This is a genomic window from Salinarchaeum sp. IM2453 (genome assembly GCF_019693215.1).
In the GTDB taxonomy this organism is placed as follows: Archaea; Halobacteriota; Halobacteria; order Halobacteriales; family Salinarchaeaceae; genus IM2453.
In genome coordinates, this window is the sequence record NZ_CP081183.1 from 2,333,424 (window position 1) to 2,351,640 (window position 18,217).

22 protein-coding genes are annotated in these 18,217 nt (G+C 46.8%); 11 read left to right on the forward strand and 11 right to left on the reverse strand.

Annotated elements, in window-relative coordinates:
- Nucleotides 1–47 precede the first annotated feature (47 nt).
- A complete protein-coding gene (locus K0C01_RS11075) occupies nucleotides 48–374 on the forward strand; it encodes a hypothetical protein (RefSeq protein ID WP_221169757.1) in 327 nt (108 codons plus the stop codon).
- A gap of 222 nt (nucleotides 375–596) precedes the next feature.
- Here K0C01_RS11075 and K0C01_RS11080 read toward each other — a convergent pair whose 3' ends face one another.
- Nucleotides 597–1,325: a small multi-drug export protein gene (locus K0C01_RS11080; protein WP_259372370.1), complete on the reverse strand. Its 729-nt coding sequence runs from the start codon at nucleotides 1,323–1,325 to the stop codon at nucleotides 597–599.
- A 57-nt stretch (nucleotides 1,326–1,382) separates the two neighbouring features.
- Between K0C01_RS11080 and K0C01_RS11085 the strand changes: the two genes are divergently transcribed.
- A complete protein-coding gene (locus tag K0C01_RS11085) occupies nucleotides 1,383–2,084 on the forward strand; it encodes an SDR family NAD(P)-dependent oxidoreductase (protein ID WP_221169758.1) in 702 nt (233 codons plus the stop codon).
- Nucleotides 2,085–2,132: 48 nt separating this feature from the next.
- On the opposite strand, the gene K0C01_RS11090 is transcribed toward K0C01_RS11085, so the two are convergent.
- Both K0C01_RS11090 and K0C01_RS11095 read right to left on the reverse strand, forming a co-directional pair.
- Nucleotides 2,133–2,402 (reverse strand): hypothetical protein, encoded by a 270-nt coding sequence (locus K0C01_RS11090; protein ID WP_221169759.1) that lies wholly within the window; start codon nucleotides 2,400–2,402, stop codon nucleotides 2,133–2,135.
- A 107-nt stretch (nucleotides 2,403–2,509) separates the two neighbouring features.
- Complete coding sequence (locus tag K0C01_RS11095; protein WP_397541160.1) at nucleotides 2,510–3,523, reverse strand: aldo/keto reductase; 1,014 nt, start codon at nucleotides 3,521–3,523, stop codon at nucleotides 2,510–2,512.
- A 128-nt stretch (nucleotides 3,524–3,651) separates the two neighbouring features.
- On the opposite strand from K0C01_RS11095, the gene eif1A reads away from it, so the two are divergent.
- Nucleotides 3,652–3,933 (forward strand): translation initiation factor eIF-1A, encoded by a 282-nt coding sequence (gene eif1A / locus K0C01_RS11100; RefSeq protein WP_221169760.1) that lies wholly within the window; start codon nucleotides 3,652–3,654, stop codon nucleotides 3,931–3,933.
- Between the two features lie 98 nt (nucleotides 3,934–4,031).
- Nucleotides 4,032–4,487 (forward strand): DUF302 domain-containing protein, encoded by a 456-nt coding sequence (locus tag K0C01_RS11105; RefSeq protein WP_221169761.1) that lies wholly within the window; start codon nucleotides 4,032–4,034, stop codon nucleotides 4,485–4,487.
- An 88-nt stretch (nucleotides 4,488–4,575) separates the two neighbouring features.
- On the opposite strand, the gene K0C01_RS11110 is transcribed toward K0C01_RS11105, so the two are convergent.
- Nucleotides 4,576–5,613, reverse strand: a complete 1,038-nt coding sequence (locus K0C01_RS11110) for a zinc-dependent alcohol dehydrogenase family protein (RefSeq protein ID WP_221169762.1) — start codon at nucleotides 5,611–5,613, stop codon at nucleotides 4,576–4,578.
- Between the two features lie 102 nt (nucleotides 5,614–5,715).
- Between K0C01_RS11110 and K0C01_RS11115 the strand changes: the two genes are divergently transcribed.
- Nucleotides 5,716–6,099: an OsmC family protein gene (locus tag K0C01_RS11115; RefSeq protein WP_221169763.1), complete on the forward strand. Its 384-nt coding sequence runs from the start codon at nucleotides 5,716–5,718 to the stop codon at nucleotides 6,097–6,099.
- An 852-nt stretch (nucleotides 6,100–6,951) separates the two neighbouring features.
- On the opposite strand, the gene K0C01_RS11120 is transcribed toward K0C01_RS11115, so the two are convergent.
- The 4 genes from K0C01_RS11120 to K0C01_RS11135 all read right to left on the reverse strand — a co-directional run bounded on the left by K0C01_RS11120 (nucleotide 6,952) and on the right by K0C01_RS11135 (nucleotide 10,944).
- Nucleotides 6,952–7,590, reverse strand: a complete 639-nt coding sequence (locus K0C01_RS11120; protein WP_255568297.1) for a DsbA family protein — start codon at nucleotides 7,588–7,590, stop codon at nucleotides 6,952–6,954.
- 1,469 nt (nucleotides 7,591–9,059) lie between these two features.
- Complete coding sequence (locus K0C01_RS11125) at nucleotides 9,060–9,275, reverse strand: hypothetical protein (protein WP_221169765.1); 216 nt, start codon at nucleotides 9,273–9,275, stop codon at nucleotides 9,060–9,062.
- A gap of 253 nt (nucleotides 9,276–9,528) precedes the next feature.
- Nucleotides 9,529–10,566 carry a tyrosine-type recombinase/integrase gene (locus K0C01_RS11130; RefSeq protein ID WP_221169766.1) on the reverse strand — a complete coding sequence of 346 codons (1,038 nt, stop codon included), beginning with the start codon at nucleotides 10,564–10,566 and terminating at the stop codon, nucleotides 9,529–9,531.
- 6 nt (nucleotides 10,567–10,572) lie between these two features.
- Nucleotides 10,573–10,944, reverse strand: coding sequence for a DUF5805 domain-containing protein (locus K0C01_RS11135; protein WP_221169767.1), 372 nt, complete (start codon nucleotides 10,942–10,944; stop codon nucleotides 10,573–10,575).
- Nucleotides 10,945–11,171: 227 nt separating this feature from the next.
- On the opposite strand from K0C01_RS11135, the gene K0C01_RS11140 reads away from it, so the two are divergent.
- Complete coding sequence (locus K0C01_RS11140; protein WP_221169768.1) at nucleotides 11,172–12,176, forward strand: ornithine cyclodeaminase family protein; 1,005 nt, start codon at nucleotides 11,172–11,174, stop codon at nucleotides 12,174–12,176.
- 108 nt (nucleotides 12,177–12,284) lie between these two features.
- Here K0C01_RS11140 and K0C01_RS11145 read toward each other — a convergent pair whose 3' ends face one another.
- The 3 genes from K0C01_RS11145 to srp19 all read right to left on the reverse strand — a co-directional run bounded on the left by K0C01_RS11145 (nucleotide 12,285) and on the right by srp19 (nucleotide 14,180).
- On the reverse strand, nucleotides 12,285–13,412 hold the full coding sequence (locus K0C01_RS11145; protein WP_221169769.1) for a presenilin family intramembrane aspartyl protease PSH: 1,128 nt from the start codon (nucleotides 13,410–13,412) through the stop codon (nucleotides 12,285–12,287).
- Nucleotides 13,413–13,665: 253 nt separating this feature from the next.
- Complete coding sequence (locus K0C01_RS11150) at nucleotides 13,666–13,899, reverse strand: H/ACA ribonucleoprotein complex subunit GAR1 (protein ID WP_221169770.1); 234 nt, start codon at nucleotides 13,897–13,899, stop codon at nucleotides 13,666–13,668.
- The gene (gene srp19, locus K0C01_RS11155) at nucleotides 13,899–14,180 is read right to left on the reverse strand and encodes a signal recognition particle subunit SRP19 (protein ID WP_221169771.1); all 282 of its coding nucleotides are present in this window, start codon (nucleotides 14,178–14,180) and stop codon (nucleotides 13,899–13,901) included. Before srp19 ends, K0C01_RS11150 begins: the two co-directional genes overlap by 1 nt.
- A gap of 217 nt (nucleotides 14,181–14,397) precedes the next feature.
- On the opposite strand from srp19, the gene K0C01_RS11160 reads away from it, so the two are divergent.
- The 5 genes from K0C01_RS11160 (at nucleotide 14,398) to K0C01_RS11180 (ending at nucleotide 17,998) form a co-directional block, all read left to right on the forward strand.
- Entirely contained in the window at nucleotides 14,398–14,535 is a 138-nt protein-coding gene (locus K0C01_RS11160; RefSeq protein ID WP_221169772.1) for a hypothetical protein, read from the forward strand.
- A gap of 127 nt (nucleotides 14,536–14,662) precedes the next feature.
- Nucleotides 14,663–14,809, forward strand: a complete 147-nt coding sequence (locus K0C01_RS11165) for a hypothetical protein (protein WP_221169773.1) — start codon at nucleotides 14,663–14,665, stop codon at nucleotides 14,807–14,809.
- Nucleotides 14,810–15,491: 682 nt separating this feature from the next.
- Complete coding sequence (locus K0C01_RS11170; RefSeq protein ID WP_221169774.1) at nucleotides 15,492–16,394, forward strand: ABC transporter ATP-binding protein; 903 nt, start codon at nucleotides 15,492–15,494, stop codon at nucleotides 16,392–16,394.
- Nucleotides 16,372–17,154 (forward strand): ABC transporter permease subunit, encoded by a 783-nt coding sequence (locus K0C01_RS11175; protein WP_221169775.1) that lies wholly within the window; start codon nucleotides 16,372–16,374, stop codon nucleotides 17,152–17,154. Before K0C01_RS11170 ends, K0C01_RS11175 begins: the two co-directional genes overlap by 23 nt.
- Nucleotides 17,155–17,215: 61 nt before the next feature.
- Nucleotides 17,216–17,998 (forward strand): ABC transporter permease, encoded by a 783-nt coding sequence (locus tag K0C01_RS11180; RefSeq protein WP_221169776.1) that lies wholly within the window; start codon nucleotides 17,216–17,218, stop codon nucleotides 17,996–17,998.
- Nucleotides 17,999–18,217 lie beyond the last annotated feature (219 nt).

Consider the following 18,217-nt stretch of genomic DNA (forward strand, 5'->3'; position numbering starts at 1 on the left):
TCAGAAGGATTTATACAACATTAGAAACTAACCAAATATTAATGTTGATGTCAGCACTCACGGCCGCCAGTGCAGCCGTTGTCGGAGGGCTTGCAGGCTACGGTATATACAGTGTTGCTAAATCCAGTAGCACTGGTACGTCTGATCCAAAAACTTCGAGTAGCCCTAGCTCCGTGGTTGCTCTCGGTGCTGGATTCTTAACCAGTGCTGCAGTATTCATTTTGGCACTTACTATGCTGCCAGCAGCTGCGGTTGTTGCGGGAGCTATTGCCTTTGTCGCATTAGCGTTGCTCCCGTTTGTTCTTGCAGGCTACGGACTGGCACGACTCATACAGGCGAATCCGGCGGCTCAAACTGAGACGATCGGTAATTGATTCCCGTCAATAAATGCTCATGTTGTGTGAGTGGCCCTCTCAGTCTCGGCTTCGCGGACAGAATTATCCGGAGATGGCTGAAATGACCTAGAGAACCTCTAACGGAGTTAGCTAACCACCTTGGCTTGAAATGATTGAGACAGTGTTGTTAAAAATTTGAGCTCGATACGAATCACAGTAGTTCGAGGCGAACGCCCACCGACTTCAGTCGTGTGGAGGGATTCAATCAAGAAGGATTTGGATCCCTTCAATTCCGTAGTATGTTGCTGCCGTTAACCCAACTGTCCAGATTGCAATCGAGATCGTCATCCAGACTGCTACGGCTCGTTTTGCTGACCCAATTGCAAGCGCAATAAGAGCAGCAACATGAACGCCAGTCAAGATAACTGACGCTAGTGCTAGTCCAGGGAGTCCATAATGGTCCCATAACCGATTAGCCCATTGTCTGCGTTTGGACGGCTCAGATGAACCGTCTGTGTCTGATGATTGTGATCCCCATAAGGATTTGACCTGGGAACAGAACAAAATAACAATATAGACTGACAGGACATTCCCAAGGAATGCAAATATTGCTACAGCGGTTGGATTAATTCCAAGAGCAATGCCTGCGGGGATCACCAGTGCAATTTCAATCCATGGAATCGCCGCCAGAATGGCTACAAGTAAGTACTGAACACCCCCGTCATAATCTTGCAGTATATCCGTGACAACCCCGTTTTCTGTGAAGAGCGGAATTCCTATTGTATGCAACTCATTATTGGAGATTTCAGGGACAGATGTAATTGGTACCAAGAAAGCGCTAATAATCACCGGCAGGAATAGACATCTTACAGTCTTCGGCACTCGGCTTGTTCGCATGCTTTGTATGTTTGCTGGTAGGGAAGCATGGATGTAGTGGCTTTTGAATACTGGTAAGCTTTCTTTGAGGAAGCCCGTTATGAACCGGCTCATTGCGTTTTAGGTCAAACACACAGGAAGCTTAACCTGTCTTGGTCCTCATAAACGAATATGGATATATCGTTGTATGAATCTTTAGATGGTCAAACAGCGCTGGTAACTGGTGCAACGAGAGGGATTGGAAAAATAATTGCCGAAAACCTTGCTGATCTAGGCGCGACTGTCTATGCCGGAGCCCGTGATCCAGATGATATTGTTGCGTCTACACAACGTCCAGTGCAACTAGATGTCACAGTCAACAAGGATGTTAAAACAGCCATCGATGTGGTCAAAGAAGAGGAAGGTGCCCTCGATATTTTAGTTAACAATGCCGGTATATCTCCGGGATTAGGGCCGTTACACACAATTGATTTTGATGAATTTGAACGGACCATGGCGGTGAATCTCCGTGGGCCAACACTTCTCTGTAAACATGCCCTTCCACTACTATTGAATAACAGAGGGGGTCGAGTTGTCAACCTGTCTTCTGGATTGGCACAATACACAACAGATGAACTAGACGGAGGCAAGCCTGCCTATCGAATATCAAAGATTGGACTTGGCGGCCTCACTGCCTATCTTCATGCAGAGTACAACGAGCAAGGCTTGATAGCTAATGCTGTAAGTCCAGGCTGGGTTCGAACTGATATGGGAGGTGAAGCGGCACCACGATCACCAGAGAAAGGCGCTGAGACCCCAACATGGCTTGCTCGCTTTAAGCCTGGGGGTCCAAGCGGTAAATTCTGGAAAGATAAAGATGAGCGCCCATGGTGACCTGAGCAAGGTCAGCTAGCATATATTTGACAGCTCAAAAAGATTCGACTAAAGAACCAATACCGATGCCAAAAGCGTTACTGTAACAAAAACAGCAACGGCTGCCATCCCGTACGTAAGAAGACCATATTCTTCAGGATATTGCTCTTCCTCAGGTTTCCACAGTCGAACCCCTCCAATGCCCAAGATGGCAAGTCCCCCAGCGAACTGCACCAGTGAATTTAGCTCAAATGAAATTCCATAGAAGAGGGCATATTGGGCCATAATCACGAGTCCGATATACACAAAACAATATGTCACAAACCGGGCTGCTTGCATACACGGTGGATAGTAAAGTAAACAGATAACATTACTGATCAAGCCTGTCGACTGGGCCTTATGATGAGAACCTCTGGCGTCAGCTAAGGAGGAGTCAACGTACTTGATTAGAGACTGTCGTATGGGCCTTCTTTTGCCTCTGTTAGTCGACGGACCTGGTCTGTGGATAAGTCAATCTGTGTTGCCTGAAGATTCTCTTTAAGTTGCTCGACCGTTCGTGCACCAATGATTGGGGCGGTTACTCCATCTCGGTGCATGAGCCATGCAAGTGCAACCCGGGCGGGGGTAGAACTTACTTCATCCGCAACCTGATCAAGTACATCATGAACTGCAAAGCTTTGCTCAGTTAAGTATGATTCTTGGAATCGACTTGATTGTCCTGCTTTTGATGATTCTGGAACCTGCTGTGACCGATCATATTTCCCTGTCAAGAACCCTTGTGCAAGTGGGCTCCATGGGCAAACAGCAAGGTTACACCTATGTGCGAATTCAAGGTAATTCCCCTCAATCTCCCTGTCGATCAAGTTATACCGAGGCTGTAGCACGGTAAACGGCTCCCAGCCACGTTCTTGAGCAATTGCATTTGCTCTAGCGACTTTCCAAGCATTCGGACGAAGTGTTGAAGCACCAAGATAGTGTACACGGCCTGATTCTACCAGCCCATTAAGTGTCTTCATTAGCTCTTCTGCTGAGGTCAGATCATCCCATCGGTGGATATATAGAACATCCACATAATCAGTTTGAAGTCGGTCAAGTAGTCGATCAATTCGGTGACGAATATTCTTTCGGTTTGTTCCTCGACTATTTGGATCTCCGTCACGAGTTTGCCAGTAAATTTTTGAAGCGATCGTAAACCGCTCCCGGTCTTGGTCTTCGAGCCACCGTCCTATCCATTTCTCGCAGTCTCCCCCTCCATAGATGTCTGCCGTGTCAATATATCGGCCCCCGGCGTTGGCATATGCGTCAAGCAATTCGTACGCTTGGTCTTCTGAGATTTCTGTTTCTCCAGTTTCAGTTGTGCGTCCAAAGCGCCATGTTCCAAACTGCAACTCGCTGGTCTTAATTCCAGTTCGTCCAAGCTGTACGAAGTCAAGTGAAATATTTGACATTGTAGTGTCCATCATCGTTGTTTTGAGCGAAGCGCGGAAAACGGTTCTGTATACCACATCTCATAATTTACCATTCATCTAAATTTCATGTTATCATGTCTCTCGGATGTATTATCCGGCTGGACCTCCTATATAGATATATGAGTGAAGAATCTACTCGGCGGGCCCTTCGGATGCCCGACGATGACGAAATATTTGGCACTGTAACACGACATGATGGCGGCAACCATGTCCGAGTAAAATGTGAAGACGGTGAAGACCGACTAGGGCGGATCCCTGGTCGAATGAAGTACCGTGTTTGGATCGACGAGGGCGATGTCGTGCTCGTCAAACCATGGGATTGGCAAGATGAAAAGGCGGATATTGAATGGCGGTACTCCGAACAGGACGCCGATCAACTCCGAGCAGAAGGCCACATTTAAACTGGAGTATCCTACGTCTTCGCAGTATTAGTCTCTATCTCTTTATACAACTACGCTCAAGAGAGTGAATCTTATACATCGACAAAACAAGTACAACTATGTCTATTCCGATAGATCCTCGTCAGATCGATCCTGATGACTACGGTGAGAAACAAATTATTCTTGATATGGGGCATGATGAGGCGATTGAACTAGTGCGATCCATCTGTGATGAATGTGGATTCGGTATTCCTGTCGAGTTTTCTCCATCAGAGTTACTCAATGAAAAAGTCGACGCTGATCGCGATTCATACTATGTCCTAGGCGCATGCAATCCATCGATTGCGGATCGAGCACTAAACGAAACACTCCGGATTGGTGGCTTGTTTCCGTGTAATATGATCATCTGGGAAGAAGAACCTGGAATACAACGTGTATATCATGTTTCCATTATGCGTATTGCTCGATTGGTAGGTATGGCTCCGAACAACGAAGCATGGGAAGAGATTGTTGCCGAGACTGGCACAATGGTAGACAAAGTCTTCGATAAACTCGAGACAGAGCAGCAACTGTAACGAACTAGAGTATTCTCATAGTCAACGACCCCGCGCACGGTGGCGCGGGGCTTGTCAGAGACTCGGTAGATACGTGTTAATCTTTAAATTATGGTTTTACAAGCACCTTTATTGCTGTTCGCTCGTGCATTGCCCGGTAACCGTCTGCGATGTTGTCCAGCGAGACCGTCTTATCGAAGATTGGTGACGGATCAAGTGTCCCATCGAGGACATCCTCAAGTAATGGCTCAGCGTAGGCACGAACAGGTGCGATGCCTCCAGCAAGCGTAATGTTCTTCCCAAAACCAGTGCCTAAAAATTCTCCCTTCGTTACACCAGCCGGAACGCCAACATAACCGACGTTGCCCCCAGGGCGTGCAACCTCAAATGCAGTTTTCATGGATGACTCGGTTCCAACGCACTCGACAACATGATTTGCTCCACCATAGGTGAGTTTCTTAGCTTGCTCAACTGCTGCATCTCCACGGGCACTGATTGTCTCTGTCGCACCAAAAGATTCAGCAATCTCAAGCCGATCTTGGTGATGCCCAAGTATAATAATCCGCTCAGCACCTATTCGACGAGCTGCTAACACAGCACAGAGACCAACGGCCCCGTCGCCGACAATCACGGCAGTTGAACCGGGGGCAACATTAGCACTAACTACGGCGTGATGCCCTGTTCCCATTACATCTGATAGAGGTAGGACAGACCGAAGTACAGACTCATTATCAGCATACCGATCAGGGATACGGACTAGTGTTCCATTTGCATGAGGAACACGGATTTTTTCTGCCTGTGCTCCGTCACGTTCTCCAGCCCATGTGTCTCCGTCAATACAGGACGTGTGCAATCCTTTTCGACAGAACTCACATTTTCCACAGCTAATTGCAAAAGGCGCGAACACTCGATCCCCTGGTTGGACACCAGTAACATCATCACCAACGGTCGTAACAATCCCCATTGGCTCGTGACCTGTGCGCCATCCAGATTCATACTCACGCTGCCCCCGATAGAACCAGAGATCAGATCCACAGACAGCAGTGTGTGTCACCCGGACAATGGCATCAGTACTCTCTTGTATCGTTGGCTTGGGGACATCTTCAACGCGAATGTCTTGTTCACCACGAAAAACTGCGGCCTTCATACCTGTACTTACCTACGGAAGTACTAGAGTTGTCGGAATCAAGTTGTGTGATATAACTACACATAGAAGTCACGTATATACCTTCTCAAGCAAAGATAATATATGACAAAGACTGTCTGTGCAACATCTAAATCGGGGTTCAACTCAGAAGTATCGATTCGAGATTTCTCACTATCAGTTGATGCAACTGGATCAGATAGTCCAGATACACTAGAAACTACACTAGCAGCATATGCAGCCTGTTACATTCCAGCACTTCGCGTTGCTGCCGATCAACATGAAATTGGAGAGTTAGGGGAGATTGAGCTTACTGCGGATGGTGAAACAGATGAAGACGGATTTTTGTCTATAATTACCTTTGTAGTTGATGTTGAAAAAACGCTGTCTGATGAGGAGAGAGATCAATTGATCGCTAAGGCTGATGAGCTATGTAAGGTCCATGATGCTCTCAAGCAATCACTACACGCAACAATTGAGATAGCATAACCGTGGTCATTGACCTCCTCCCACGACTGAAGTCGTGGGATTCCTCCGTGGGTAATCCACCCAGATTGATTACCCCGGCTGTGAACGTGCGGGTTCGCTGATGCACCTTTGGCCCCCAAACGGGGGTGTGGCGTGTTGGGTATCCACTCGGTGTTGCCCTCCCAAGAAGGGAGTGACACTCACGGGCGTCCAGCACCGTGAGCAGCGGGCCGGGCCATCGGCCCCACTCCCCGTTGCAGCCACACGTGGGGAGCGCTTGGGTGACATGCCAACCGCTGCTGGTTGGGCTGCGAAGGTGTGTGAATGTAAGAGTTGAGACGCACTCGTGGCCAGCTTGAGCGTGAGCACGTTCCCCGCAGCAGCATGTCGCATGCCTACCAACTCATAGTATTTCGCATAGAATAAACGTTGAGATTACAACCGGTCTATGTCACGTTGTTTGTGACATATCATGTCGGCTTCATCCACACCCCTGAAGGGGTGGGCTTTCGCCTCGCTACCGCTGTAATCCGATTTTCCTTGTTCATTTGTCCTGCTAAATCTCGTCTCAGGCCACCTAAACAGGAACCCGGAGCCTGTGTGTGATCCAACCGTAACTCGACATGTCCCTAAATGCCATCGGACGGGATGATGTGTTGGTGATTTTCAACTAAACCATAGAAAGAGTACCCGGGTTGTACAGAAGACTGTGTCTTCCGTGGTGGAGAGAGACAGGGCCTTTAGAGACACATGACTCCGAAGAGGTTCAACCATTTTTAAAAATATTCCGAGCAAAGGACGAACAATATTATAGAATCGAAGAGAAATGTCTTGTTGCGATCGGAAACTGACTAGGTTTAGCTGTACTCTGGTTTACAGCTGTTCTTCGATTTTTGCCTTGATCTCGTCAAACTCAAGTGGATCATCAATTTCAGTATCTTCAACGATTACTGTCGGGGTTCTCTCAACGTCTGCCTCACTAGCTCGATCCCAGTCGGCACGTAATTGTGGGTAGTAAGTTTTTTCTTCGATATCTAAACGGACAACATTAGAATCTACACCGTGGTCTTCCGCAACGCTGGCTATGGTGTCAGTACTCCAGTTCTCTTTCTCCATGAGGTCACATTTGTATTCAAAAAAAGCACCAGTTGAATCATCAGCATTCTGTGTCGCATCTTGCACAGACCGGGCCGCGCAAGCTAAGTCGAGGGATCTCTCATTAGCCATCACAATAAAATCAACATGTTGATACGAGATACAACCGGTGTCAATGTACTGTTCTTGTATTTTTGGAAAAATTTCAGAATTAAACTCATGACACGGTGGACAACCAATGTCCTCGTATGTCTCAACGACGACTTCACCATCGCCAAGCGTAGGTCGAGACAGTTGATCCTCTGGAGATATGTCTTCAAGTTTATCCGGCAACGGAGAGCTAAATAGAGCTGCACATCCAGCGATTCCAACCGTGCCAATTGTTCCACAACTGCCCAAAAATGTTCTCCGTTTCACATTCATATATTGAAGTACAGCAGCAAAAATTATGACGACTCTCACTTGTACTGAGCAAACAACATTGGCTTCCGTAAGGACAGTTACTCTCAGAAAGAGTTCATATGTATAGGTCTAAAAATCACAATGAGGGAACCTAACCTAAACTTACGTAAATCATGTGCACATCACCCACCTGAGGATTAATTAACTTTTACACCGCCTACATTTAGCAGCTTTTGAATGACACACGATCTCTCCTTGGAATAGTTAGGATTATGCGTGCACTTCTACTATCAAAAGTTTTCAGAGAAGCTAGTAGACATATTATAGTGTTAAGATGTAACCTGCTATAACTGAGTAAGCCAGTATACTATGCTTGGTTCTGAAACGGATCATATACACCTAGAAACTTTGTTCTGTCCTTGTAGTGGATATTGCTAACAGAACATCAAAAGAAATCAATGAAAAAAGGCAGACAATGACGGAAGATGTAGCCCCGATATTAGGTTAGGCGGATATACCGCCTCGGGACATTTGTATGTATTTCACCTTATATAATAAAACTTGTCTTGGTTTTAACAACATTCTCACAGATAAACTCATCCCAGTGACGTAGGACTTGACCCTGAACGGCTTACAATGACTCGTCTGGTAAGTGAATAGGGCACCTTTCTAACTATCAGCATCAGGTGCACAGCCATCACAGAATATCAAGTTCTACAGAAGGAGTGGGCAGCGTGCCTCGGAGCCGTCCGAATATCGGAGACTCTTGTGATTACAGCGGTAGCAAGGCGAACACCCACTGGCTTTAGCTGTGGGATGAAGCCTTTGTGAAAGGCATTTATCGCACCCTCGCCGGATTGAGCGGTATATGGGTTAGATTAATCCTTACAGGATTTACAGGGGGTACTTTGCATGAATCTTATTGGATTTCTTGGTCAGCTTGTATATAGCGAAATATGATTTATATGATGGAAAAAAGCCACTCGCCTGGTTAAAATTGGATAATTAAGTCCACAGGCAGCCACGACATAGTTCAAAAGTAGCCATGCAAAACAGTACTGACTATGAAGTTCGTAGGACGTGCCACATTATTCTTGATATGTTGTAGTAATTCGGGAATCTAACATATGTAATAAAATATTATAGAAATTCAAATAGAATTGCCGTTTCTCCAAAGACAGTCAATTCTGAGATCGAATGTATAGTCCTTCAATAACAAGTAGACAGAGCATTCGATGAAGGTGTGTTTGTCACCAGTTTTTCGACTAAGTTGCTGTTTGTAATGGCTTGCATACACAATGATGGTCAGACAGGTGGTTAATCGAGTAACAGGTTGGTGGTACTGCTAGCTGAGAGCACACAAGAAGCTGATCGGCTGAGAATAGAGGTTACAGCGGTATCGAGACGAACGCTCACCGGCTTTAGCCGTGTGGAGGAGGTTAAAGTGGAGAATAAAACACTAAAAGTGAAATACCCCTGCCTACTCACTCGCAGCAATAGCTGCTTGTTTCTTGAGGGAGGGGGATTTCTGGTTCCACAACGCGCTTTGTAGACACTTCATCAACTGTCGTCTCAGTGTCCACAGAGAACGCAGTCTCCACAGGCGTTGATTCCATATGCCCTTCAGAGAGACGATTCTGAGTTGCTGTAGCCGAGGTGTGGTCCCGCATTGCAGCGTACTTGAACGGCTCTTCCACCACGATTGATTTGTTGGATCGTCTATCACTTAGTTTCCAGAAACTCAGAGAGCGCACGGCTGTACCCTGTCTTATTCTACTCGCCCCTTGAGAACCGGGATAGCCTGTGAGAGTTAAATATCAGCAGGGGACAATAAGAGAACCTACAACAATCGGGGTGATACACTTATTTGAAGTGGATATTGGTATAAATGATTAAACCGTGCCACAGAGGTAGCCAATTCAGATCTTTAGTTTAGCTAAGGGAAGTAGCCGGTCATGTGTGAACAAGTTGATTATTCTGTTTTGTTGGCTCAAATAGCGAGTAAATATTCGAGATATATGTTTCACGAACACGACCCCCCCAGTTGTGCGTATATGTATCGATGATATCTTCTGCAACATCTCCCCGGAGGTACTTTACAATTCCACGGTCACCGGTTCGGTCCCGGAGATGTGTTGTGAAGAAGTGCCGGAAGTAATGTGGTGTTACATTTTCACCAGCACCAGCACCTTGGTTGTACCATCCTACCTCTGTTGCGTGCTGTCGGACAATCGCTCTTATTGCCTCTGGACTCAGGCGGCTTCCCCACTGGTTTCGCGTTGACATAAATAGCGGAGCAGGGTCTGCACTTGTGTCCGGCGAAATCGCAAGCCATTTACGAAGTACAATCGATAACTCTTGATCAACTGGAATAATCGTAGACCGTTTCCGTTTGTTCGCTGCAGTCCTTCCGTTGGGTATTTGATCACCTGACGCGACATAGATTGCTGGAATACGCCCCTCTAGTGCAGGTCGAATTGGATGTTCGTCCAGAGGAGACTTAGCAAGGGCAATGTCCCGTCGATCGAGATTACATAGCTCTCCGACTCGCATTCCGGTCTTGAGTAACATCAAGATCACAGCCTGATCAAGCGGATGAGTAATTGAATTAACAAATGAACGCATTTCGGGGATTGAGATGTCACGCCGAGTTGGGTCACGAGTAATCGTTTCATCCATTTCATCTGTCACAAGTGCCATTGGATTGCTTTCTAACTCACCAACCTGCACCATATAGTTATAAAATCTATGAACATAGGAGGCATACGAGGCAACAGTACTCTGTGAATATGAATCCCGTAATGAATGTACCCACGCCATGCATTCTCGTCGACCAGCGGTCCCTGGTGTTGCCTGTGTTGGACCACGATCTGGATCAGTAAGGAATGATTCAAAATTCCTGAGCACTCGCTCATACGCTGCAAGCGTGCGTGAGCTTTTACCATAATATTCCTGTTCAGTCAGAAAGTACTCAATCGGGTCGTCAGTCATGATCGATCACATCCTGTTGAGTGTGTAACCTTTACGAGGGGCGTACTTGATTTGATTCTGTTCTTGTAATTGTTCAAGTGTCTCCTCAAGACGCGTATCGATTCCTTCGGTCAGTTCATCGTGTAGTTCATCAAATGATTTTGGGCTTTCTCGTAAGCTGTCGAGGACAACTGTTTCAAGGTCGTCACCCCCAGGGTTATCGTCCGAAGAATCCAGTTCCTCGGCATCAATAGAAATGCCACGGTGACCGGCTTGCACCATTGTCCGAACAAACTCACTGAGTGTCATATCAAGCTCAGAAGCGTGGTCCTTCCATGTTGACTTTTGCTCAGCAGATACGTAGGTTTTAACGACTGATCGGTCTGATCCCCCACTCATGTTTGTCTATACGTGGAGGGATACACTAAAAAGTACTAGTTTCATGGATAAGGACTCTTATCATTGAGTCTAGTACCATATACACCGGGGAAATACCCCGTAACAGCGGCATGATTGATGATCTCCAAGTATTGATAGTACTAGAAAAAATCACCAATATGTTTATACTTGTGGCGACTGCTCTGATGAGCACTGGACTTTTTCAACAGGGGATGTGTATTCCCTGTATGGAACGGGTGCCATTTCTCGATAGTAATACAATCCAAAATAGTATTGATTTCTCACAGGCTGTGTCAGCTGTCCGGGATGGATATCGACAGCGAGGAAATGGAGCACCAGCTGAGCCACGGACGCTATTACATCACGAGCAGCCAGCAGGAATATTCACTGGCTACTTTGCTATTCTTCCAGAAACAAGTGTGATGGGGATGTACGTTTACAGTGGTGGGTTTGAATCAGGTGAGGCATGGTTTCTGTTTGGATTATACGATGCAGTTGAAGGCACTCCGCTTGGGATTTTTGATGGAGCTAGTTTAAATCCATACAAAACGGGTGCAACTGGCGCTGTGGGCGTTGATGCACTTGCTCGGTCGAATTCATCAACCGTCGGAATTATTGGTAGTGGTCCGCAGGCGTATGCGCAAATCCATGCAACAGCAGTTGTTCGGGATATTGAGTGTGTTTCCGTGTACTCACCTACAAAAGCACATCGAGAAGCATTTGCTGAACATGTTAACGGAGAGCTATCTGCGACTGTTCAAGCAGTTGATTCTGTGGCTGCAGCAACAATCGATTCTGATGTGGTTATCACTGCAACTCGGTCTCGAACACCTGTGGTCGACTTTGACCACATCTCCCCTGGAACGCACATCACGGCCATGGGACAGTACGGAGCGTTGAAACGAGAACTTGATGCAAAGACAGTCAGTGAATCCGTCTATGTTCCTGACTTACGTTCCCGGATCGAGTATGATGCAGGCTCATACATACAGGCTATTGAGGCAGGGAAAATTGAACCCGACCACATACATGGTGAACTTGGTGAGGTCATCACTGGAACTGTTCCAGGCAGACAGTCACCAGAGCAGATTACCGTGTTTGACAGTGGTGGTATGGCCATAGAAACAACAGCAGTTGCAGCTCATGTCAATGATCAAGTTAGTGATGCTGACATCGACATTGAACTTCCATTTATTTCATCAACAGAAGCATTTGGGCTGGATTATCGGTAGCCCTTTCTCCCTCATTAGACGAATTTCCGATTTTTGCACAGTACTGATTGCAGTAAATAAGAAGATGCCATCGTATATAGAGCAATTAGGGCTTTAGAATAACTGAGGTTATACCAGTAGCGCATCAGCTGGTGTCAACCCTGCTGCGTAAGCTCCGAGGAAGAACCCAATAATTGCACCACCATTAAGCAATGGCAGTCCAGCATGTGCACGACCACGAAGGACCATTGCAAGCAATATGGCAAGTCCAACAAGGGTACCAAGCAGTGTTCCAATTGCTGGGAGATTTAGTGCAACAGCCCCAATGCTGTATACTCCTGGGCCGACAGCACCGTGGAATGCAAGTGAGCTAACGATTAATATCGATGGCATGACAGCGTCACCAAGACCAATAAAGATAGCATTGCGGTCAGCTGGTTCAGTCTGTTTATCTGTCTCTGGAAGAGCATCCTTAGTCGTGTCATCACAATCAGGATCTAATGTAGTTTCTTCATCAGCATCCGACACGGGATTGCTTTCCTCAGCTGGCGTTTCAGCATCGTCAGAAAGTGCAGAACTATCCTCAGATGAATCAGAATGATCATCGTGATCCATCTCGTCCAGCTCCAAGTCTCGCAGCGAGAATGATCGTCGAGTCGGAACAACAAGCATCACTGGAACACGCATTTTCATTACGTTGTCTGCCAGTGTCAGCATGTGCTTTGTTCCATAGACGCTGATCGCATCATACACGGCAAGTAATATGAGAAAAATCACTGCTGGAAGCGGTCCGAAGCTAGATCCAAAAATGGCTACGGCACCTGCTCCAAGGATTACGCCGACAGCATCGATTACGTACCATTCCGGATAATAGACGAGTCCAGCGACTGCTCCGACCGCACCGATAATTGGTATGATCAGGGTTACCGCTGTTAAGACGGCTCCAGCGGTACCTGTTCCTGATGGGAGATGAGTCCTAAGTAAAATATCGAGCACTGTCCAGACAAGAAGCCCGGAAATGCCGATAATAAGCCAGTGAATTAGCTTATCTTTTCCATATTTAAACACAAGCAGCATTCCGCCAGTTGCAAGCAACAAAATGGCAATGAATATGAAACTGTTTGTCGGATCAGTTGGATCCTCAACAGCCTGCATAGCATCGGCCCCAGGGGTCAACATCGCCAGCGCGCCAAACTGAATCAGCAAAAACAGCACAGCCACTCCACCGGCGGCGGCTATATTTCGGTAACGATCCATACAGTAATATCATCAGCCTCAGCACTTAGAGAATTGTGATACATTGTTCTACGGAGGAATAATTTAGTTATTGCCGCGTGTGGTTCCTTTTGTCAGCTACTTCATATAGCAGTAAACATGGTGCATCTCGAGGAAAAGCCACAGACAATTCGTTGTATCTATCAGTCGAAAACTGACTTACAGCGATTAACGGCACAGCAGAGCGAATTACTGCAAACCATAGGCCAGTCCACGATCTCTGTCCTGACAACAACTATGTACCCGGATCGGCATACAACGTCTCTCCAAGGAAAATTGCAAGGTTAGTCTCATCAGATGGCGTAACAGCAGCATACGGATTCGAAACGGGACCAAACACATCAACAACTTTTCCGACAGCCGTTAGCTGTTCATCTACGACAGCAATTCCAATTTCCGGTACAGTATCAGCTAAACGAACGACAAGCAATCCCTGTGCAACTGTTTCAACATCCCCCAGTCGGTACATTATCCACGGAGTGCGTTGATGTATGCAGCCACTGCCTGCAAAAGGTCACTTCGCTTGGCGTCATCCGCGTTTTTAACAATGACTCGTCCTCGGGTTCGCCATGGTTCTCTCGGATATGCTGCATCTCGCTCGATTGTCGCATCATATCCGACTTGTCCTACTGCTTCTGCAACTTCGTCAACTGATGGGTCTGATACTGCGAGATCTTCTGGGACCCGGCGTCCTTTGGCCCTTGTAAGCTCGGCATCGAAATAGGCTGGATAAAGGATATTTTCGACCATTATCAGTGTGTTCGATGTCTTCCGGTAAAACCACTGTGTCTTCGGATTACTAGATCACCCTTTTTACACTCAATCTACGATTACTTCCTCTTTTTCTGGCTATGTACCGGCTTACCCGTATTATTGCCTTTCAAACCAACACCCAGCAATGACTGAGAGAGCACATATAAACTATATTTCGCTATATAGAAATGGGCGGACAGAGTCGTAAACAGCGGTGAACACGTTCACGGGATCGACGCTACTCGGCCAATACCCGATAGAAACAGCTGCAATTATTCTCTACCGATCATCAACAACAGAATTGGTACAATATCTAAACGAAAAGCAGCGTGAGTTCCTCGCCCCACCGTGAGCGGAGGTGAAGCGCGTCACTTCGGGGCGTGTTCTGGGTCTTCGGCATATCGTTCAACCAGTTCCACCGATACCGACCCTGTCGTCACAACCTTGTCCCCAACTTCCAGAATCCCCATCCCGGAAATATGCCTTCTGAATCTCAGAATACCGTTTCTAGCAAGTGCTTCCTTGGAGGACAGGTTGAATTGGTGGGGGCTGTTCGCGACGTCGTTACCTGTCTCTTTGAGGAATCGTATCTACAGAAAAAGCAGGCAAAGTGCCTCGAGGCTTGATCCCGAGGTACTTCACAGGCGAATCGCGCTCAAGAAGCAACTGGCCGATCGATGAAAGCCGTCTACAACGCTATTGATATGTTCTCCGATGACGGAGTCATCGATGTAACCAATAGGAAAGAACAGCAAGGTGTACCGAGCGCAAGACATTCTCGCGATCGTCGAAACACCGTAGCTCGACAGGCTTTCCGTCAAAATGCAAGCCGAGTGCTTCGGGTTTGATATTGTTTGTGTGCTGACCGATTCTTCTCTCTATCAGGATAGACATCGAGAAGCTCCCAGAGCGAGGACATCATGTGCATCGGATCGGCGCCAAGCTCACACTCTCTTTCGATCCATCACGGGGTAGAAGTACAGGACCGTGTATCCTCGGTTCCGGCTCCCTACCGAATAACCGGAAATAGGAGATTACATATATCGCTCCGTCAGTTACGGAGTCCCCGGAATAAGATGTCCTCGAAAATAAGCCAGCGAAAGCGAGATTCCTACGACTATTGCCCTAGCAGACTTTGACTTCCGACTGAGATGCGCCCAAGCGTACCTGCGACCGTGATATTTGCAGCCGTATACGCTTCACAGCTATTCTCGCCTGTATACTCTGGTTGCCGCAGTTTGTCGATTATATTCTTCGTCATTCATTCTTACTGTCACATTTAAATATAAGTATATGTCAAGTATTAACATGTCTGCCATCGAGCTCTCCGGACTAACAAAGCGATACGGAGATATCGTTGCCAACGACGACGTCACATTCGATGTTGAGTCAGGCGAGATATTCGGATATCTCGGGCCAAACGGAGCAGGTAAGACCACGACAATTCGATTGTTGCTTGGACTGATCAATCCGACTGATGGGACTGCACAAGTGCTCGGTGCTGATATCCGGGATCGCCGAGCACTTACATCTGTAAAGCACGACATTGGATATCTTCCAGATACGCTCGGATTCGATGAGCACTTGACTGGTAAAGAAGTCTTGGATTACTTTGCTCGCATGCGGGGTGACGAACGTCGCGAAGAAATGCTTCGTCTCTTTTCCCCACCGCTTGACAGAAAGGTTCGAGAGTACTCGGCGGGGAACCGACGGATGCTTGGGATCATACAGGCGTTCATGCACGACCCGGAGTTGGTAATCATGGACGAACCGACAGCTGGGCTTGATCCACTCAAACAAGATCGTCTTCATCTGTTCTTACAAGAGGAGTGCAAGAACGGTAAGACGATCTTCTTTTCGTCGCACATCCTAAGTGAGGTCCAGCGCATTGCAGATCGTGTGGGGATTATCCGGAATGGTAAGATTGTGACACTCGAAGGAGTTGAGAAGCTGATGAAGCAGGGTGGGAAGCAAGTGAGAGTGCACTTTTCAGATAACGTTAGTGAAGAAGAATTTTTAACCGAAGACATGATTGAAACAGAAATATCTGGGAAGTCAATTCGGTTTACGTATACTGGTGAGGTCAAATCCCTCCTTGAACATCTTGTGACATACAATGTAGAAGACATCGAAATCGCCGACCCACAGCTCGATGAAATCTTCAAGCATTACTACGGAAATAACAACCATGACAGCAATCCTCCGGAATGAGTCACGTCGATTGATACGAGGATCTCTTCTCCTCGGAGGAGCCTATGCGGTGTTACTGCTGTTCATTCTCTCGGTGTTTCCAAGTATGGCTGAGGAGTCAGAACTCATTGAAGAGGCATTTCCAGAAGCAATGCGCGGATTATTTGGGTTCGAAGAAATGCATACGCTGGAGGGATTTATTGGTTCGTACGTATTTTCGTTGATGTGGATAGTCTTCCTCGGGCTATATATCGCTTACCTTACCGGAGGCATGATCGCTGGTGATATCCGTCAACGGCGGATGGATCTTACCCTCTCAAATCCTGTCTCTCGGGAGTCAGTCGTCCTTCAGAAGTTCGCGAGTCTGTGGGTTCCGGTCACTGTCCTTACTATTATTCAAGTAACGATGCTTTACGCTGGATCTATCATTCTCAATGAGTCTCTCAATCCGGTTGCACTCGTACTCCTGCATTTCCTCTCAATTCCATATCTTCTGGTTTGTGGTGCTATTGGGATTCTTCTATCAGTGGTTCTCGATCGGGAAGAGCCAGCACAGGCCGGCGCACTGGGAATTGTGTTTCTACTGTGGCTGCTGGAGGGATTATCGGAGTTCGATCCCGATTATAAGTGGATTGGCGAGATTGCTCCGAGCCGTCACTTTGATTCGGCTAGTATTCTCATCCATGAGGAGTATGCTTGGTTCGACGCAGGAATCCTCTTAGTTACAGCTGCTGTTCTGATTGGTGTTGCCTTATTCCTGTTTACACGGAGGGACATATGAATAGAATAACAACCAATTCCATGATCACAGTGGTTCCAAGAATCCTTCTGGAGGGACACTTATGACAGCAATTCTTCGGACTGAATCAAGGCAGCGAGTTCGCGGACCAATCTACATCACTATTGTACTGTGGATATTTACGGCACTATATTTCGCTGTTTTCCCGGGGTTTTCAGAGGAAGCAGAAGAAATCACAGACGCATTCCCGGAGTATATATTCGATCTATTCGGGCTTGAAGCACTCCACACTATTGAAGGTTTTATTGCTGCCGAACTTTACTCATTCTTCTGGAGTCTACTTGTCGCAATATATTTTGCCTATATCGGGGCGGGAATGATTGCAGGTGATGTTGAAACGCGAAAATTAGATCTCACACTTTCGAATCCAATATCACGGGAATCGGTGCTGTTGCAGAAGGTAGCTTCACTCTGTGTTCCGCTTGTTATCTTGAATGTTGGACTATCTGTTCTAGTATACGTTGGTTCTATCATCATTGGCGAAAGAATAAATCCAGTTGCCATCGCAATGGTGCATTTCCTCTCGATTCCATATCTCTTGGTATGTGCTGCTATTGGACTCTTCCTGTCAGTGATAGTGGATCGTGTCCGTACAGCACGCTCAGCAGCCTTTGGAATAGTAATACTTCTGTGGCTTATTGACGCATTTTCTCGGTTACAAGAAGACTTCAGATGGGTTGGCAGATTCACCCCCAGTCGATACTGGGAAGAAGCAGATATTCTTGTTCATGAGCAATACGCCCTCGTTGATGCCGGTATACTTTTGACTGTATTCTTCATACTCGTCAGCATCGCACTTTTCATATTTACCCGACAGGATATTTGATATACTCACTAGTTTCAGTCAATACGACATGTATGGGAACAGGGGCCAGAACAGTTAAATGCGAGGCGAGCTCCGGCACTCAAATATTCCACAGAGATAACAGGCAAAGTGCTTCGGAGTTTGTTCCTGAAATACTTCACATATATGGAGTGAGATCTTCAGACTTCTTGATATATGCGGCATTGACCTCCTTCCACGACTAAATCCGGTGGATGTTTG

Coding starts and splice junctions, on each gene's coding strand:
- K0C01_RS11075 (WP_221169757.1), top strand. CDS start 48: ATGTCAGCACTCACGGCCGCCAGTGCAGCCGTTGTCGGAGGGCTTGCA.
- srp19 (WP_221169771.1), bottom strand. CDS start 14,180: ATGGTCGAAAATATCCTTTATCCAGCCTATTTCGATGCCGAGCTTACA.
- K0C01_RS11130 (WP_221169766.1), bottom strand. CDS start 10,566: ATGACTGACGACCCGATTGAGTACTTTCTGACTGAACAGGAATATTAT.
- K0C01_RS11090 (WP_221169759.1), bottom strand. CDS start 2,402: ATGCAAGCAGCCCGGTTTGTGACATATTGTTTTGTGTATATCGGACTC.
- K0C01_RS11110 (WP_221169762.1), bottom strand. CDS start 5,613: ATGAAGGCCGCAGTTTTTCGTGGTGAACAAGACATTCGCGTTGAAGAT.
- K0C01_RS11145 (WP_221169769.1), bottom strand. CDS start 13,412: ATGGATCGTTACCGAAATATAGCCGCCGCCGGTGGAGTGGCTGTGCTG.
- K0C01_RS11115 (WP_221169763.1), top strand. CDS start 5,716: ATGACAAAGACTGTCTGTGCAACATCTAAATCGGGGTTCAACTCAGAA.
- K0C01_RS11150 (WP_221169770.1), bottom strand. CDS start 13,899: ATGTACCGACTGGGGGATGTTGAAACAGTTGCACAGGGATTGCTTGTC.
- K0C01_RS11095 (WP_397541160.1), bottom strand. CDS start 3,523: ATGGACACTACAATGTCAAATATTTCACTTGACTTCGTACAGCTTGGA.
- K0C01_RS11135 (WP_221169767.1), bottom strand. CDS start 10,944: ATGAGTGGGGGATCAGACCGATCAGTCGTTAAAACCTACGTATCTGCT.
- K0C01_RS11170 (WP_221169774.1), top strand. CDS start 15,492: ATGTCTGCCATCGAGCTCTCCGGACTAACAAAGCGATACGGAGATATC.
- K0C01_RS11140 (WP_221169768.1), top strand. CDS start 11,172: ATGGAACGGGTGCCATTTCTCGATAGTAATACAATCCAAAATAGTATT.
- K0C01_RS11085 (WP_221169758.1), top strand. CDS start 1,383: ATGGATATATCGTTGTATGAATCTTTAGATGGTCAAACAGCGCTGGTA.
- K0C01_RS11175 (WP_221169775.1), top strand. CDS start 16,372: ATGACAGCAATCCTCCGGAATGAGTCACGTCGATTGATACGAGGATCT.
- K0C01_RS11165 (WP_221169773.1), top strand. CDS start 14,663: ATGCCTTCTGAATCTCAGAATACCGTTTCTAGCAAGTGCTTCCTTGGA.
- eif1A (WP_221169760.1), top strand. CDS start 3,652: ATGAGTGAAGAATCTACTCGGCGGGCCCTTCGGATGCCCGACGATGAC.
- K0C01_RS11180 (WP_221169776.1), top strand. CDS start 17,216: ATGACAGCAATTCTTCGGACTGAATCAAGGCAGCGAGTTCGCGGACCA.
- K0C01_RS11080 (WP_259372370.1), bottom strand. CDS start 1,325: ATGAGCCGGTTCATAACGGGCTTCCTCAAAGAAAGCTTACCAGTATTC.
- K0C01_RS11105 (WP_221169761.1), top strand. CDS start 4,032: ATGTCTATTCCGATAGATCCTCGTCAGATCGATCCTGATGACTACGGT.